This window comes from Bacillus sp. JHAA (assembly GCF_036961585.1).
Classification (GTDB): domain Bacteria; phylum Bacillota; class Bacilli; order Bacillales; family Bacillaceae; genus Bacillus; species Bacillus velezensis.
Genome location: NZ_JBAMDE010000002.1, coordinates 122,720 through 137,379, shown reverse-complemented (window position 1 = coordinate 137,379; position 14,660 = coordinate 122,720). Strand labels below are relative to the sequence as shown.

The 14,660-nt window shown below is 47.5% G+C and carries 15 protein-coding genes; 1 reads left to right on the top strand and 14 read right to left on the bottom strand.

Annotated elements, in window-relative coordinates:
- Positions 1–45 precede the first annotated feature (45 nt).
- The 12 genes from V7728_RS04565 to sppA all read right to left on the bottom strand — a co-directional run bounded on the left by V7728_RS04565 (position 46) and on the right by sppA (position 10,400).
- Entirely contained in the window at positions 46–813 is a 768-nt protein-coding gene (locus V7728_RS04565; RefSeq protein WP_043021560.1) for an SDR family oxidoreductase, read from the bottom strand.
- Between the two features lie 137 nt (positions 814–950).
- Positions 951–1,079: a hypothetical protein gene (locus V7728_RS04560; protein WP_007408056.1), complete on the bottom strand. Its 129-nt coding sequence runs from the start codon at positions 1,077–1,079 to the stop codon at positions 951–953.
- 73 nt (positions 1,080–1,152) lie between these two features.
- Complete coding sequence (gene argH, locus V7728_RS04555) at positions 1,153–2,529, bottom strand: argininosuccinate lyase (RefSeq protein WP_082998830.1); 1,377 nt, start codon at positions 2,527–2,529, stop codon at positions 1,153–1,155.
- Entirely contained in the window at positions 2,526–3,737 is a 1,212-nt protein-coding gene (locus V7728_RS04550) for an argininosuccinate synthase (RefSeq protein WP_003152428.1), read from the bottom strand. The genes argH and V7728_RS04550 overlap by 4 nt, the downstream gene beginning before the upstream one ends.
- A gap of 152 nt (positions 3,738–3,889) precedes the next feature.
- Complete coding sequence (locus V7728_RS04545; RefSeq protein ID WP_007408054.1) at positions 3,890–4,402, bottom strand: MogA/MoaB family molybdenum cofactor biosynthesis protein; 513 nt, start codon at positions 4,400–4,402, stop codon at positions 3,890–3,892.
- Between the two features lie 100 nt (positions 4,403–4,502).
- A complete protein-coding gene (locus V7728_RS04540; RefSeq protein ID WP_007408053.1) occupies positions 4,503–5,690 on the bottom strand; it encodes an acetate kinase in 1,188 nt (395 codons plus the stop codon).
- A 310-nt stretch (positions 5,691–6,000) separates the two neighbouring features.
- A complete protein-coding gene (locus V7728_RS04535; RefSeq protein WP_082998831.1) occupies positions 6,001–6,987 on the bottom strand; it encodes a class I SAM-dependent methyltransferase in 987 nt (328 codons plus the stop codon).
- A 61-nt stretch (positions 6,988–7,048) separates the two neighbouring features.
- Positions 7,049–7,552 (bottom strand): thiol peroxidase, encoded by a 504-nt coding sequence (tpx, locus tag V7728_RS04530; protein ID WP_007613091.1) that lies wholly within the window; start codon positions 7,550–7,552, stop codon positions 7,049–7,051.
- Positions 7,553–7,667: 115 nt separating this feature from the next.
- Positions 7,668–8,108 carry a GerW family sporulation protein gene (gene ytfJ, locus V7728_RS04525; RefSeq protein ID WP_003152423.1) on the bottom strand — a complete coding sequence of 147 codons (441 nt, stop codon included), beginning with the start codon at positions 8,106–8,108 and terminating at the stop codon, positions 7,668–7,670.
- A 12-nt stretch (positions 8,109–8,120) separates the two neighbouring features.
- The gene (locus tag V7728_RS04520; protein WP_038464154.1) at positions 8,121–8,810 is read right to left on the bottom strand and encodes a DUF2953 domain-containing protein; all 690 of its coding nucleotides are present in this window, start codon (positions 8,808–8,810) and stop codon (positions 8,121–8,123) included.
- 77 nt (positions 8,811–8,887) lie between these two features.
- Positions 8,888–9,379, bottom strand: a complete 492-nt coding sequence (locus tag V7728_RS04515) for an RDD family protein (RefSeq protein ID WP_038464156.1) — start codon at positions 9,377–9,379, stop codon at positions 8,888–8,890.
- A 13-nt stretch (positions 9,380–9,392) separates the two neighbouring features.
- Entirely contained in the window at positions 9,393–10,400 is a 1,008-nt protein-coding gene (sppA, locus tag V7728_RS04510) for a signal peptide peptidase SppA (protein WP_003152419.1), read from the bottom strand.
- 181 nt (positions 10,401–10,581) lie between these two features.
- Between sppA and V7728_RS04505 the strand changes: the two genes are divergently transcribed.
- A complete protein-coding gene (locus V7728_RS04505) occupies positions 10,582–11,388 on the top strand; it encodes an NAD kinase (RefSeq protein ID WP_025285105.1) in 807 nt (268 codons plus the stop codon).
- A 16-nt stretch (positions 11,389–11,404) separates the two neighbouring features.
- On the opposite strand, the gene V7728_RS04500 is transcribed toward V7728_RS04505, so the two are convergent.
- Together V7728_RS04500 and mbcS are read right to left on the bottom strand one after the other, a co-directional pair.
- Positions 11,405–13,000, bottom strand: coding sequence for an amidohydrolase (locus V7728_RS04500; RefSeq protein WP_038459494.1), 1,596 nt, complete (start codon positions 12,998–13,000; stop codon positions 11,405–11,407).
- A gap of 23 nt (positions 13,001–13,023) precedes the next feature.
- Positions 13,024–14,610, bottom strand: coding sequence for an acyl-CoA synthetase MbcS (mbcS, locus tag V7728_RS04495; protein WP_012118182.1), 1,587 nt, complete (start codon positions 14,608–14,610; stop codon positions 13,024–13,026).
- Positions 14,611–14,660 lie beyond the last annotated feature (50 nt).

Below are 14,660 nucleotides of genomic sequence, written 5' to 3'. Positions count from 1 at the left end.
AAAAATTAATATTTATCAAGTTCCCTTTTTGACAAACGAAAAAACTTACAGGGATTGATGCCTGTTAATCACATTCAGCCCGCCTGTTGCTTCAATGATCGTTCCGGTTACAAGATCGGAATCATCTTCACATAAAAAGGCGATGATTCTCGCAATGTCCTCTCCGGTTCCGGACCTGCCGATCGGCGTCTTTTCTTTGCCGATTTTCCGTCTTGCTTCCTCTATAGACGCTTCTTTCATATCTCCTACAATATCACCCGGGCAGACCATATTGGCCGTAATGCCTGATTCAGCTTCTTCAATCGCAATGGTTTTCGTTAACGAAGCCAACCCGACTTTAGCCGCTCCGAAAGCGGAACGGTGAAGCCAGCCGGGGGCATGGTCCGCTCCTTGAAAACCGTATGTAATAATCCGGCCGAACCGCTGCTGTCTCATGACCGGGATAACCGCTTTAAACAGATGGAAAACGGCGCTTAAATTCCCTTCAAGCATGTCATACCATTCGTCATCGGAGTAATCGGCAAGCTTTTTGCGCTCAAATATGTACGGTCCGGCATTGTTAATCAGTATGTCAATCCTTCCAAACCGCTGAAGGGCTGCATCGGCGATCCGCTTGAGATCTTCTTTCCGGGTTACATCGCCCTTAACGAATTGCAATCTGTCATGGCACCCGGGATAATCCGCCTTCAGACAGGCGACCGCTTCTTCGTCTTGTCTGTAATTCACTGTGACAGAAAAGCCTTTTTCCAGAAGCATTTCAGTCACTTTTCGGCCCAATCCCTTTGTACCGGCAGTGATTAGAGCATGTCGCACATTGAATACCCTCCCCAGGCAACGTTGCCGCTTCAATAAAATCAAGACGTTTCTCCCTCTACTTTACTATAAACAAACGGCAATATCACTTTTTTGCACTTCGTCCGCACGAAAAAAAAGCCGTCTTTACAGACAGCTTAATTTTCTGAAGGAGCAGAGGCTTCCTCCATGCCGACATAACCGCTTTCGTATGCCTCTGAGATGAGCCTGGCCGTTTCTTCACTTTCTTTTTCATCATAGATGTAACGGTCTTGTTCTTTGCGCATTCCTTCTACCTCCCATCTTTATAGATGTAGGGTGTCTGATATGACGGGAAAATATGAAGGAAATTTCAGCAAATTAAATGCCGGCGCAGGCTTTTGCTTTTACGAGCGCCTGTTCTACCTGCTGAAAACCCGTTCCGCCGGCGCTCATTCTTTTTTCAACCGCATGATGCGGATCGAGCACGGTATAGATGTCTTCTTCAAAGAGACTGCTGGCTTGAAGGAATTCTTCAAATGCCATATCACTTAAATAGATTCCTTTTTCAATGCAGCTGTACACAAGCTTGCCGACCACTTCATGCGCTTCTCTGAACGGCATGCCTTTTTTAGCTAAATAATCGGCAAGTTCCGTCGCGTTTGAAAAATCTTGTTTTGTCGCTTGTTTCATGATGTCTTTGTTTACTTTCATCGTTTCAATCATGCCCGTGAAAATCTGAAGGCTTCCTTCAACGGTTTTCACCGTGTCAAACATGCCTTCTTTATCTTCCTGCAGGTCTTTGTTGTAAGCGAGCGGGAGCCCTTTCATAATCGTGAAAAGCCCCATCATATCACCGTATACGCGTCCGGTTTTACCGCGGATCAGCTCCGCCATGTCGGGGTTTTTCTTCTGCGGCATCATGCTGCTTCCCGTCGCATACGTATCATCCAGTTCAATGAATCTGAATTCCTGCGAGCACCATAGAATGATTTCTTCTGATAAACGCGAAAGGTGCATCATCAGCATGCTGCTGCCGCTTAAAAACTCGAGAATAAAATCTCTGTCACTGACTCCGTCAAGACTGTTCTCATAAATGGAGTCAAAACCGAGCAGCTCCGCCGAATAGTTACGGTCTATCGGAAACGTGGTTCCGGCAAGCGCCCCGCATCCGAGCGGCGATATGTTAATCCGCTTCATAGCATCGCGAAAACGCTCTTTATCCCGTTCAAGCATCCAAAAATAAGCAAGCAGATGGTGGGCGAAAGAAATCGGCTGAGCCCGCTGCAAATGGGTGTACCCCGGCAGAATGGTCTCGACATTGGCCTCCGCTTTTTCGATCAGCGCTTTTTGGAAATGTTCAATCAGCACGATGATATGTGAGACATGATCTTTCAAATACAAATGCATGTCGGTCGCCACCTGGTCATTCCGGCTTCTGCCGGTATGGAGCTTGCCGCCTAGCGGTCCGATTTCTTCGATCAGCATTTTTTCAATATTCAAATGGATATCTTCATAATCAACAGAGAATTCAAGCGTTCCTTCCTCTGCTTTTTGCAGGAGGGTCTGCAGCCCCTGTCGGATGGCGCCTTCTTCTTCTTCCGTCAGAATGCCGCATTTTTTCAGCATTGCCGCATGAGCGAGAGACCCTGTAATATCCTCTTTGACTAAGTTTTGGTCGAATGTGATGGATGCGCCGAACTCATCGACCCACTTTTCCGGTGTTTTTTGAAAACGGCCTCCCCAAAGCTTCTTCATGCTTCAATCTGCTCCTTCTTTTTCACAATGCTGTTTACTTTCGTCGGCAGCCCCCAAAGCTCAATGAAACCGATTGCCGCGTGATGGTCAAAAGCATCGTCTTTTGTATATGTCGCAAGTTTTTCGTCGTAGAGTGAATATTCCGACTTACGTCCTTCTACAATGGCGTGGCCTTTAAACAGCTTGACGCGCACGACGCCGGTGACGTGTTTTTGGGTTTCTTTCAAGAATGCAAGCAGCGCGTCTTTTAACGGCGAGAACCATAAACCGTTATAGATGATTTCAGACAGTTTTTGTTCAATTGCCGGTTTGAAATGGGCCACTTCTTTCACTAAAGTCAGATCCTCAAGCTCTTTGTGAGCCGTAATCAAAGTCATGGCGCCCGGGCACTCATAAACTTCACGGGACTTAATGCCGACCAGGCGGTTTTCCACATGGTCAATCCGGCCGATGCCGTGTTTTCCGGCAGTCTCGTTCAGCTTGAGAATTAAATCAGCGAGCGGGTAGGTTACGCCGTCGATTGAAACCGGAACACCGGCTTCAAATGCGATTTCGATGATTTCCGGAACGTCCGGCGTGTTTTCAAGAGATGCTGTCAGGTCATATGCCCCTTCAGGCGGCGCCGCCCACGGGTCTTCTAATATACCGCATTCATTGGCGCGTCCCCATAGGTTCTGGTCGATGGAATACGGGCTGTCAAGATTGATCGGAATCGGTATGCCGCGGCTTGCGGCATATTCAATTTCTTCTTCACGCGACCATTGCCACTCACGGACCGGAGCAATGACCTCCAGATCAGGATTTAATGATTTAATGGATACTTCGAAACGCACCTGATCGTTGCCTTTTCCCGTGCAGCCGTGCGCTACAGCCACCGCGTTTTCCTTTTCCGCGACTTCAACGAGTTTTTTCGCGATTAACGGACGGGATAGTGCAGATACGAGCGGATACTTGCCTTCATACATTGTATGGGCCTGCATAGAAATGAGCGCGTACTCCCGGGCGAATTCTTCCTTCGCATCAATCACATAGGAATTTACGGCGCCTACTTCCAGCGCTTTTTGCTGAACGAATGCCAAATCCTTTCCTTCCCCTACGTCTAAACAGCAGGCAACAACATCGTATCCCTGTTCTTGCAGCCATTTTATCGCTACAGAAGTATCAAGACCTCCTGAGTATGCCAATACAACCTTTTTTTGTTCTGCCATGTTAAAAGCTCCCTTTTGTATAAAAATTAGTTTTAATTAATAAAAATGCATTTTGTATGTATACACTGTAACAAGTAAATTCTGTTTTTTCAAGCCTTTTATAAAAAAAACCCCACCCAATTTTTTGAGCGGAGCAGAGCCTTTTTATACATTTATAAATCTTTTCGGATTTCCCGGAGCACATGGGGCAGTTCAGGAATAATCAGTTTACTCATTGCAAGCTTTACGGCGCCTGAGGAGCCGGGCGTGCAGAAGACTGCGGTATTTTGGATCACACCCGCTGCCGCTCTGGACAAAATGGCGGCGGAACCGATGTCCTCCGTATAGCTCAGCATGCGGAACAGCTCGCCGAATCCCGGGAGTTCTTTTGAAAACAGCGGCGTGACCGCTTCAATTGTGACATCCCTTTCGGCAATGCCCGTCCCTCCGTTTAACAGCACCGCATCTGTATATTCATCCATACAGCCGGATAAAACGGCTTTCTGCAATTCATCTTTTTCATCTTTAACAATGTCATAAGCGACCGTTTCAAATCCCGCTTCCCTGAGGAAGTCCATCATGACGCGCCCGCTCTTGTCGGTTTCTTTCGTTCTCGTGTCGCTGACTGTAATCACCTTGCAGCGCACGGCTGACGGGGCTTCTTGTTTATGTTCATGCACACTCATTGCTTCACCTCATCGTTTATGTAATAAACATATCGTAACGTTTGATTCTGGGGCATTCAATAAAAAAGCACACCCTAAAAGGATGTGCTTTTTTTGATCATTACTGTGCAAGGCGGACAACGTCGCGTGCGATCATGACCTCTTCGTCAGTCGGAATGATCATGACTTTGACAGGAGAGTGAGGGTAGCTGATAAACGCTTCCTCGCCGCGCACGTTGTTCAGCGCAGGATCCCAATATACACCCATGAATTCTAAGCCGCGAAGCACGCGTTCTCTGACTTCAACGCTGTTTTCACCGATACCCGCAGTGAAAATAATCGCGTCAACGCCGCTCATTCTCGCAGCGTAAGAACCGATGTATTTATGGATTCTGCTTGCAAACACTTCAAGAGCCGTTTCCGCTCTTTCGTTTCCTTCTTTTGAAGCTTCTACGATATCGCGAAGGTCGCTGGAGAAACCGGATACGCCAAGCAGTCCGCTCTTTTTATTTAACGTATTTAATACTTCATCTGCCGTCTGATCCGTTTTTTCCATAATGTACGGAATCAATGCAGGGTCGATGTTTCCTGAACGTGTTCCCATCGCAACACCCGCAAGCGGTGTGAAGCCCATTGACGTATCAATGGATTTTCCGCCTTCTACGGCCGCGATACTTGCGCCGTTACCAAGGTGGCAGGAAATCAGACGCAAATCTTCAAGCGGGCGGCCGAGAAGCTCAGCTGCGCGCTGTGTCACGTATTTATGAGATGTACCGTGGAAACCGTATTTGCGAATGCCGTATTTCTCGTAGTATTCGTACGGTAGGCTGTACAGGTAGGATTGTTCAGGCATCGTTTGGTGGAACGCCGTATCAAACACTGCAACCGCAGGCACATTCGGAAGCACTTCTTTAAAGGCTTTAATGCCGACGATGTTAGCCGGGTTGTGAAGCGGCGCTAGTTCTGAAATCTCTTCAATCTCACGGATTGTTTCATCCGTAAGCAAAACAGAATCGCTGAATTTTTCTCCTCCGTGAACCACACGGTGGCCGATTCCGTCAATTTCATTTAGATCCTTTATAATACCGAATTCAGTCAGCTTGTGAAGCAGCATCTTCACCGCAACCGCATGATCCGGAATATCTGTCACTTCTGTATTTTTTTCGCCGTTAACAGAGATTGTGAAAACGCTGTCGGCGATACCGATCCGTTCTACTAAACCTTTTGTTAGCACCTTTTCTGAAGGCATTTCGAATAACTGAAATTTTAAAGATGAGCTTCCTGCGTTAATTGCAATAATTTTAGACATAAATGACGCTCCTATCAAAATTCTTCTTCGTTTGTTCGTTCTTTTTTCCCAGACCATAATTGCAGTCTAAAAAATATCTGACTTTTCCATTTAAACATTGTCAACTCAGCATTTCAAGTCAACATCCACATTGGTACCGCTTACAATATGAAGTCGATATTTTCTGATAAATTTCATTTGTGCCAAATGGACGGCACGGTCTTACGGAATGTTATTTTCTTTCCTTAATTTGTGTTATCGTCCTGATTCCCATTCATTTTAAAAAGCAAAAGCAGCGCGGGATTTTGCATCTCACACTGCTTTTTCGCCATTATTTTTCTTTTTGAATCCATTGATCCAATTTTGCCATCATCTCCCGCATCGCCTGCTGGTTCGCAAAAGAAGGAAGATTCGCCAAAAGCGCTTGTTTCGGCGGCTTTGCGTCTTCGCCTTTTTTCTGCAAGATTAAAATGCTCTTTGCCTGCGCTTCGTCTTTAAACATAGTAGCCGGCAGCTGAAGAAGGGCGTTGATATACACTTTTTCCGCAAAAAACCGCTTCAGTTTATCGCTTTGCGCGCTGTCAAACAGATGGTTCGGAATCATAAAAAATAAGTATCCGCCCGGTTTTGTATGTTTGACGCTCTGCTCAATAAATAAGTGGTGAGCAAAAGAGTGGCCTTCATCCGCTTTCAGCTCAAACGCTTCAGCGCCTTCGTCATTCGGATAGTAGCCGACCGGCAAATCGCAGATGACCGCATCGGCCGGCTCGATAAATAACGGCTGAAGACTGTCCTGGCAGAACAGCTCCATTTCTTTTTCCTGCAGATTCGCCTGAGCATAAGCGATCTTCAGAAGGACATCGTCGATTTCAATGCCGAAGCTTTTTGCCGCTTTGTCAGAAAGCTGGTTTGCCGCGGTCAGCAGAAGATTTCCGGTGCCGCAGGCGGGGTCCAGCAATGTCAGGCCTTTTCGGCCGCCCGTAAATTTATTCACGAGGTAACTGATGAAAATGCCGATCGTATCAGGCGTCATCTGTCTGTTCGGATGGGACTTATCTTTCAGCCCTTTTAAAATGGCGAGCTGGAACGCCTTGCGGATCCATTCATGCTCCCATTTTCTGAAGTCTGCTTTCGCGAGCAGGCTTTTAAGCTCGCCGGTTTGCTTTTCCTGAAGCGGAAGCTGGTCGGCCTTTTCAAGAAAATACATTTCTCCCGCTTCCGCAAGCCCCTCAATATAAGAAATCTGAAGGCCTTCTGCTATCACTTGGGCGGCTTCATCTAAAAGTTCATAAATCTGACCGACATGGTCGTGTTGCATGCTGTTTCCTCCTTGCCATGAAAAGAGCTCCGCGGCAGCACCCGGAGCTCTTTTTCTCTCTTTACTTGATTAACGCTTTTGCAGCTTCGATAGGCTTTTCATAATTCGGGTGGTTTGTCGCTTCACTTACGTATTCCGCGTAAACGACTTTTCCGTCCTGATCAAGGACAAATACGGAACGCGCTAAAAGACGAAGTTCTTTGATGTGAACACCGAATGCTTCACCAAATGACATCTCTTTATGATCCGATAATGTTTCAACTTTATCAATTCCGTTCGCTCCGCACCAGCGCGCTTGTGCAAACGGAAGGTCGGCGCTGATTGTATAAACGTTCACATCACCGAGTTTTGCGGCTTCTTCGTTGAAGCGGCGTGTCTGCGCGTCACATACGCCTGTGTCAATGGAAGGAATAACGGATATGATCGTTACTTTCCCTTTCATATCTGCTAATGTCTTCTCTTCTAATCCGTTTGTCAAAACCGTGAAGTCAGGAGCTTGGTCCCCCGGTTTCACTTCTTGTCCGATCAGCGTCACGGCTCCGCCTTTAAATGTAATTTCAGCCATTCTGATTCCTCCCTTTATCTATGTATAGCTCTATCATAGTCGAGTTTTATGCAAACTGCAAAGGTTATGCCGCATCGTAAAAAAAGCTAACTGCGGGCGGCAGTTAACTTTTCTGTTATAAATCGATATCCGTTCTTTTTTGGTTCCGGCCTTTTTCATTCTTTTTAAACATATGCTGGATGCGTTCAATCGTTTGAGGCGCGGAGTCTAACAGTTTATCAATCAGATGGGTGTTTTCGTCTAAATGAAGCATACGCACGCCGTTTGTTCCGACAATCAGAAACGCAATCGGCGTAATGGATACTCCGCCGCCGCTTCCGCCGCCGAACGGGAGCTTCTGCTCTTTTCTTTCATCATCATCGGTTCTTTTTTCAGCCGGCTTTCCTCCAAACTCGCTTCCGCCCGCCGCAAATCCGAAGCCGACCTTTGAAACCGTTAAGATTACGCTGCCGTCAGGCGTTTCAACAGGATCGCCGATGATTGTATTCACGTCAATCATTTCTTTTAAATTTTCCATAGCGGTTTTCATTAAACCTTGAATGGGATGGTCTGCCATATGCGCTCCTCCTTAAACTGATGAATCATTCTTTGAAGCAACCGGAACCGGCTGTTTCTTTCGTATGATAGAAAGTCCGTTCCGCCCGTATTTGAGCAATTTGAAAGCTGCACCTATAAGATGTCCAAAACGAAAAAAGAATATACACTGCAAATGCGTCTTGGATGCAGGCACTTGAAAAGACGGAATGACTTCGCACACCGGTTCATGTATGAAACGCAGATGATCATACAGCATCGCCGTAAGTCCTCCCTTTACGGCCCACAATCCGCCGGCGGCGATTCCCGTAACGGCGGCGTCCTTTATTCCGATAACCGTCACCCATTCGAACTTCGTAACACGGACTCCCGCAAGAAATGAAGCGGCGATTTGGCGCATCTGAAAGACTTGGTGCAGAATCATTTCTATTCTGTGAATGCTCTGTTTGACATCTTCATATGTGATTTTTTTCTTCTCTTTTTTCTGACCTTTCATTTCTGATTTTGTGTCCTGTTTGACATCAATTGACGCGTCTTCGCTGTTTACTTTAATGACGGGCAGCGTTTTTTTAATACGGATCAGCCCGTATAAGGCCGAGATTTTAAACGTCAGTTTGTCGTTATCTTTATCGTGAAGATATTCGAAAGTCAGGTGGATTTTCATCCTCATGAGCAGCCAGGCCAAAATGAGAATGAGAATAACAGCTGCTGCGGCATATCCCATAAGCTTCACTTCCTTAGCAGCATTATCGCCAAAACCAAAAAAAATAAACCCGGACGTTTATTCCGGGTTTACTGCTTTTATTTGCGGTACAGCGCTTCGTGAATCACCGTTGTGTCGGCGATCAGATCATGAATGCCCTGCTTTTTGGGCGTAAACGCAATGACGATATAGAGAATCCAGATTTTATCGATATAACGCCCCACCGCTTCTCTGAAAATGACGGTGCTCCAAGTCAGCGGCTTTCCGGGCGTCAAAGAAGTGACCTTTAACCCGAAGACCATCTTGCCGAGTGTCTGATGAAACCATTTCGTCATGAACACAAAATAGGCGAGGTAGACGATCAGGGTTGTGACGGAATAAGCTGAGATTGTAAACATTCCGCTTGTTGCCGGGAGCTTCATCAGCGTGAAAACCGGTGAAACGATGAGATGGTTAAGTCCCCAGACCACCAGCCAATCAAGAAGAAACGCCCAAAACCTGATCCAAAAGCCCGCATATGCCTGCTCGGGCGCCCTCTGTTGTTCGGCTTCCTCTTCTTTGCCGTGAAAGCCTTCGTAAGTCGCGTCCATTCTTTCTTCCCCCCTACTTTGCATAGAGATACATCATCCGCGGCGAACCGGATTGCGAAATGAGTTCTTTCATATTCAGAAAATCAATTTCGCTTTTAAACATTTTCGCTGCGCTCATGGAAAAGAGCGAGCCTAATCCGAATCCTTCCTCGTATGTGATGACTGAAGCGTTTTTCATATTTTTATGGTCCTTTTTCATCGCGCTGATCGTGTCATCGTAAAAACCGAGCTCATCAACGAGGCCGATTTTTTTCGCTTGTCTGCCGTCGTAAACACGGCCGTCGGCAATTTTTTTCACATCCGCTTTTGACATGTGCCGGCCTTTTGAAATGACATTGACAAATCCTTCATAAGAATCGTTGACCATTGTCTGCATGATCTTTCTTTCTTCCTTCGTCATGTCGCGGGTCGGGGACATGATGTCTTTATGCGCGCCGCTTTTAATGGTTTCAAACTTGATGCCGAGTTCATCGGCGAGCTTGGAATAATTGACGCTTTCCATGATGACGCCCAGTGAACCCGTGAGCGTTTCCGGTGAAGCATAGATTTTATCGGCGGCCGTTGAAATATAGTAGCCTCCCGATGCCGCCATGGAACCCATGGATACATAAATCGGTTTCTTCGTTTCTTTCTTTAGTTCTTCCAGTTTTTTATGTATTTCCGCGCTTTCGTACACGCCTCCGCCAGGGGAATTGATTTTCAGCACAATTCCTTTGACGCTTTTGTCTTCTTTCGCACGCTCAACCTGTTTTAAAAATGATCTGTGATCATATCCGCCTGAGCTGAGCAGGCCAGCGGACCCGCCGTTATCCTCAATCGTGCCGTCCACTTCAAGCACGGCGATTTTACTGCCGGGGCTGCCCTTATCCAGCGTCACTTCCTCTGTGTCATCTGTCAGTGATGCAAAGTCAGACCCTGTATCTCCGATATTCTTCAGCACCCCGACGGTCACACTTGCAATGACTGATACGCCGAAAATGCCGAGCGCGATGACGAGCGCAATCCATCTTTTTGCATTCATTTGTTCTCCTCCTTTTCTGTCAATATTCGTACGTTCCCCCGTAAAAAAAGATTCATTTTTTTCATGAAGCGCTTTCCCTTAACGGATAAACAGGAAACATGTTACACTATTGCCACAGGTATTTTAACACAATACCTGCTGGGAGAAAAACGTAAATATGACAGCAAAGGGGAATGGGGATATGACCGATCTTCGCCGCAATGTTTATTTTTTTCACAAACAAAACAACGAAACAAAAGAACAAGTCAGCTCTTTGAAGCAGCTTGCTGAATCGCACGGTTTTACAGTTGCGGCTCAACCGGAGGATGCCGGAATTATCGCCAGCATCGGCAGCGACGGCTCATTTCTGCAAGCCGTCAGAAAAACCGGATTCCGTGATGACTGCCTGTATGTCGGCATCGCTAAAAAAGGGAAAGCCCATTTGTACTGTGATTTTCACAGCGATGAGCCTGAAAAAATGGCGGCCAGCATGACCGCGGAACAGCTTGAGGTCAGAAAATACCCGCTCATTCACGTAACGGTGGACGGCAGCAATCATTTTCACTGTTTAAACGAGGTTTCCATCCGTTCAAGCATTATTAAAACGTTTGTGATGGATGTGTTAATTGATGATCTTCATTTTGAGACGTTCAGAGGAGACGGGATGATCATTTCCACCCCGACGGGCAGCACCGCCTACAATAAATCTGTTTCAGGCGCCGTTGTTGATCCTTTGATTTCCTGCATGCAGGTATCCGAACTGGCATCGTTGAACAACAACACATACCGTACACTCGGATCTTCGTTTATTTTAAGCTCAGACCGGAAGCTGACACTGCAGGTGGTGCAAGACGGCAATGAGCATCCGATTATCGGGCTTGATAATGAAGCGCTCAGCACGCGGAATGTCAAAAAGGTTGAGATTAGACTATCCGATAAAAAAATCAAAACGGTGAAACTGAAAGACAACTCTTTCTGGGAAAAAGTAAAACGATCATTTTTATCATAAAAAAAGAGGACGGGCATCACTGCCTGTCCTCTTTTTCATATACGATACGGCCGCCGACGACGGTTTTGACCGCTTCCAATTCATGAAGCTTTTTCGGGTCCGTCCTGAACGGATCACCGCTGAGTACGGTAAAGTCGGCATCATAGCCGGGGGCGATCCGTCCGCGGCTATGTTCTTTATGGATGATGGCCGCGCTTCCCTCCGTGTAAAGCTGAATGGCTTCGTACACGGTCAGACACTCTTTTTCATAATAGGCCGGACCTTCCGGGTGCTGCTTGCTCGTACGGAGCACAGCCGATTGAATGCCCAGAAGCGGATCGGCCGGCTCAATCGGGGCATCTGAACCTCCGGCGCACAGCAGCCCTTTTGACAGCAGTGTTTTCCAGGCGAAAGCCGTTTTCATCCGCTCTTCTCCGAGCCTGTCAATCACCCACGGAAAATCACTGGCCACAAAATGCGGCTGAAGATCAAGTCCGATCGGCAGCCGGGCGGCTCTTTCAATCAATCCGTCATCTAATACTTGCGCATGAATGAGCCGGTCAAGCTGTCCGGGCTTTGCCGGGTATCTTTCGATAACATCCAGCACCTTTTCAAATGCAAGGTCGCCAATCGCGTGCACGGCGATCTCCATCCCTTTCTCTCTCGCTTTATAAACAAGAGCGGCAAGGGTTTCGTCATCATGCACCTGAACGCCGGAAACAGACGGATCATCATGGTAAGCCTTTTTCAATAGAGCGGTTCTGCCTCCGAGCGCGCCGTCAGCAAAAATTTTCATCGCTCCGTATTCCAGATAAGGTCCGGTCGATTTATCCAGAGCGCTCCAGCTGTCGACGGCTTCGTGATGTACGAGCAGATGGGCGCGAAAAGGATAAAGGCCGCTGCCGGTTAATGACTCGTACGCGGCAACGGGAACGGACGCGTCTCCGTAGTATGCCAGATCTTCTGAATGCCCGCCGGTCAGGCCTTTTGACCAGCAGTCCGTAATCGCCGTTTGAAGCGCGCGTTTGACATAGTGAAGTGAGACGGGCGGCAGGGCCTGTGTCACAAGCTCTTGGGCTTTATCCAGCAGGAGGCCTGTCGGACCGGTGCCGTCCCGGACGATAATCCCGCCGTTTGGATCAGGTGTTTCGGTTGTAATTCCCGCCGCGCGCAATGCGGCTGAATTAACCGCGGCGGCGTGCCGGCATACCCGCTTCAGCAGGACGGGGCGGTCGGGAAAGAGCGGGTCAAGGTCATGCTTCGTGACGTAAACCGGCCGCTCAAACAGATTTTCATCCCAGCCTTCGCCGATCAGCCATTCGCCATCTTCCAATTCACACTCTGCTTCTTTTGCGGCCCGCAGTATCGCTTCTTTTGACGTCAGCTGCGACAAATCGAGGCGAAGCTGTTTTTCCCCGTGTCCGATTAAATGCATATGACTGTCCGTAAACCCCGGGAACATCACAGCTCCATGTAAATCGATTTCCTCCGTATCAGGCGCACCGTATGTTCCTTGGAGCTCCCGGAAGCTGCCCGTCTGCCTGACGACGCCTTCTTCGGTATAAACGGCTTCAGTGACATGATTCTTGTCCAGCATTGTATAGATGGTGCCGCCGTGCCAAATCGCTTTCATCCCCGCTCACCCTTTATCCTGTATTATGCTTTTTTATCAGCCTTCAGCCGTTCTTCACGCTGTCTCAGCTCCACACGTCTGATTTTTGCGGACGCCGTTTTCGGCAGGCTTTCGACAAACTCAATTTCTCTCGGATATTTGTAAGGCGCCGTAATCGTTTTTACGTGGTTTTGCAGTTCTTTGACAAGTTCGTCACTGCGCTTTTCATCGTCTTGTAAAACGACATAAGCTTTTACGATTGAACCTCTGATTTCATCCGGGCTCGCCACGACGGCACATTCTTTCACTTCCGGATGCTTCACGAGCGCGTCCTCTACTTCAAAAGGCCCGATTGTATATCCGGAGCTGACGATAATGTCATCATTGCGGCTCTCAAACCAAAAGTAGCCGTCTTCGTCTTTTTTCGCTCGGTCTCCTGTAAGAAAATAATCTCCGCGAATCTGCTTTTTCGTTCTTTCGGGATCTTTATAATATTCCTTGAATAAGGCCGGTGTGCTCAAATGCACGGCGATATCGCCCGTTTCGCCAGTTTCGCATATTTCGCCTTTATCGTTTATAATCTCCACTTGATTTCCAGGGGTCGGTTTGCCCATGCTTCCCGGCTTAATATCCATGTCCTTCAGGACGCCGACTAACAGGGTGCTCTCCGTTTGGCCGTATCCGTCCCTCACTTTAATGCCGAAATGCTTCCGGAATACGTCAATGACTTCCCGGTTTAATGGCTCACCCGCAGAAACTGCGCTGTGAAGGGCAGAAAGATCATATTTGTCCAACTCCTCCACTTTTGCCATCAGGCGGTATTCCGTCGGGGTACAGCAGAAGACATTTACTTGATGGCGCTCCAGCAGCTCTAAATACGTCTTGGCGTTGAATCTGCCGTGATAAATGACTCCTGTCGCGCCGCTTCCCAGAATTGCGAGCAGCGGGCTCCACACCCATTTCTGCCAGCCGGGCGCCGCGGTGGCCCACACTGTATCGTCTTCAGAAATATCCAGCCATGCACCGGCTGATGTTTTTAAATGGGCAAAGGCCCAGCCGTGTGTATGTACAACGCCTTTAGGCTGGCCGGTCGTGCCTGAAGTATAGGACAAAAACGCCATGTCTTCTCTTGTTGTATCAGCTGTTTGAAAACTGTCTCCGTCCGCTTCAATCGTTAGGAGGTTTTTCCAGCCGACATTATTTTCACCGATTGACAATGTCACCAGCTGCTCGGTATTCACCTCGTCAAACGCGTTTATAAATGAAGGATAAACGATAGCGCCTTTCACTTCGGCGTGTTTGATCCGGTATTCAAGGTCTTTGGCGCGCAGCATTTCCGAGCAAGGAATGACGACCATCCCCGCTTTTAAGATCGCTAAATAAACGGCATACGCTTCAAGCACTCTCGGAACCATGACAATCAGCTTATCGCCTTTTTCAAATCCGAGACCTTTCAGGCGGGCTCCGATTTTATTCGTTTCTTCCATCAATTTTTCATACGTCCAGACTTTCTTACCGCCTGTTTGATCTTCCCAAATAAGCGCGTTCTTCTCTTTGGAACGGCTGAACTTTTCGATTTCATTTACAAGGTTATAGTTCTTTGGGGCGATTAAATCTTCTCGTTTTAACACGAACAACTCCTCACTTTCTTTCCCCATTATACATAAACATAGGCCATTAC

What these genes read in the sequence shown, in the direction of transcription:
- V7728_RS04560 (WP_007408056.1), bottom strand. Translation starts at nt 1,079, where the DNA reads ATGCGCAAAGAACAAGACCGTTACATCTATGATGAAAAAGAAAGTGAA.
- argH (WP_082998830.1), bottom strand. Translation starts at nt 2,529, where the DNA reads ATGAAGAAGCTTTGGGGAGGCCGTTTTCAAAAAACACCGGAAAAGTGG.
- V7728_RS04550 (WP_003152428.1), bottom strand. Translation starts at nt 3,737, where the DNA reads ATGGCAGAACAAAAAAAGGTTGTATTGGCATACTCAGGAGGTCTTGAT.
- V7728_RS04545 (WP_007408054.1), bottom strand. Translation starts at nt 4,402, where the DNA reads ATGAGTGTGCATGAACATAAACAAGAAGCCCCGTCAGCCGTGCGCTGC.
- V7728_RS04540 (WP_007408053.1), bottom strand. Translation starts at nt 5,690, where the DNA reads ATGTCTAAAATTATTGCAATTAACGCAGGAAGCTCATCTTTAAAATTT.
- V7728_RS04535 (WP_082998831.1), bottom strand. Translation starts at nt 6,987, where the DNA reads ATGCAACACGACCATGTCGGTCAGATTTATGAACTTTTAGATGAAGCC.
- tpx (WP_007613091.1), bottom strand. Translation starts at nt 7,552, where the DNA reads ATGGCTGAAATTACATTTAAAGGCGGAGCCGTGACGCTGATCGGACAA.
- ytfJ (WP_003152423.1), bottom strand. Translation starts at nt 8,108, where the DNA reads ATGGCAGACCATCCCATTCAAGGTTTAATGAAAACCGCTATGGAAAAT.
- V7728_RS04520 (WP_038464154.1), bottom strand. Translation starts at nt 8,810, where the DNA reads ATGGGATATGCCGCAGCAGCTGTTATTCTCATTCTCATTTTGGCCTGG.
- V7728_RS04515 (WP_038464156.1), bottom strand. Translation starts at nt 9,379, where the DNA reads ATGGACGCGACTTACGAAGGCTTTCACGGCAAAGAAGAGGAAGCCGAA.
- sppA (WP_003152419.1), bottom strand. Translation starts at nt 10,400, where the DNA reads ATGAATGCAAAAAGATGGATTGCGCTCGTCATCGCGCTCGGCATTTTC.
- V7728_RS04505 (WP_025285105.1), top strand. Translation starts at nt 10,582, where the DNA reads ATGACCGATCTTCGCCGCAATGTTTATTTTTTTCACAAACAAAACAAC.
- V7728_RS04500 (WP_038459494.1), bottom strand. Translation starts at nt 13,000, where the DNA reads ATGAAAGCGATTTGGCACGGCGGCACCATCTATACAATGCTGGACAAG.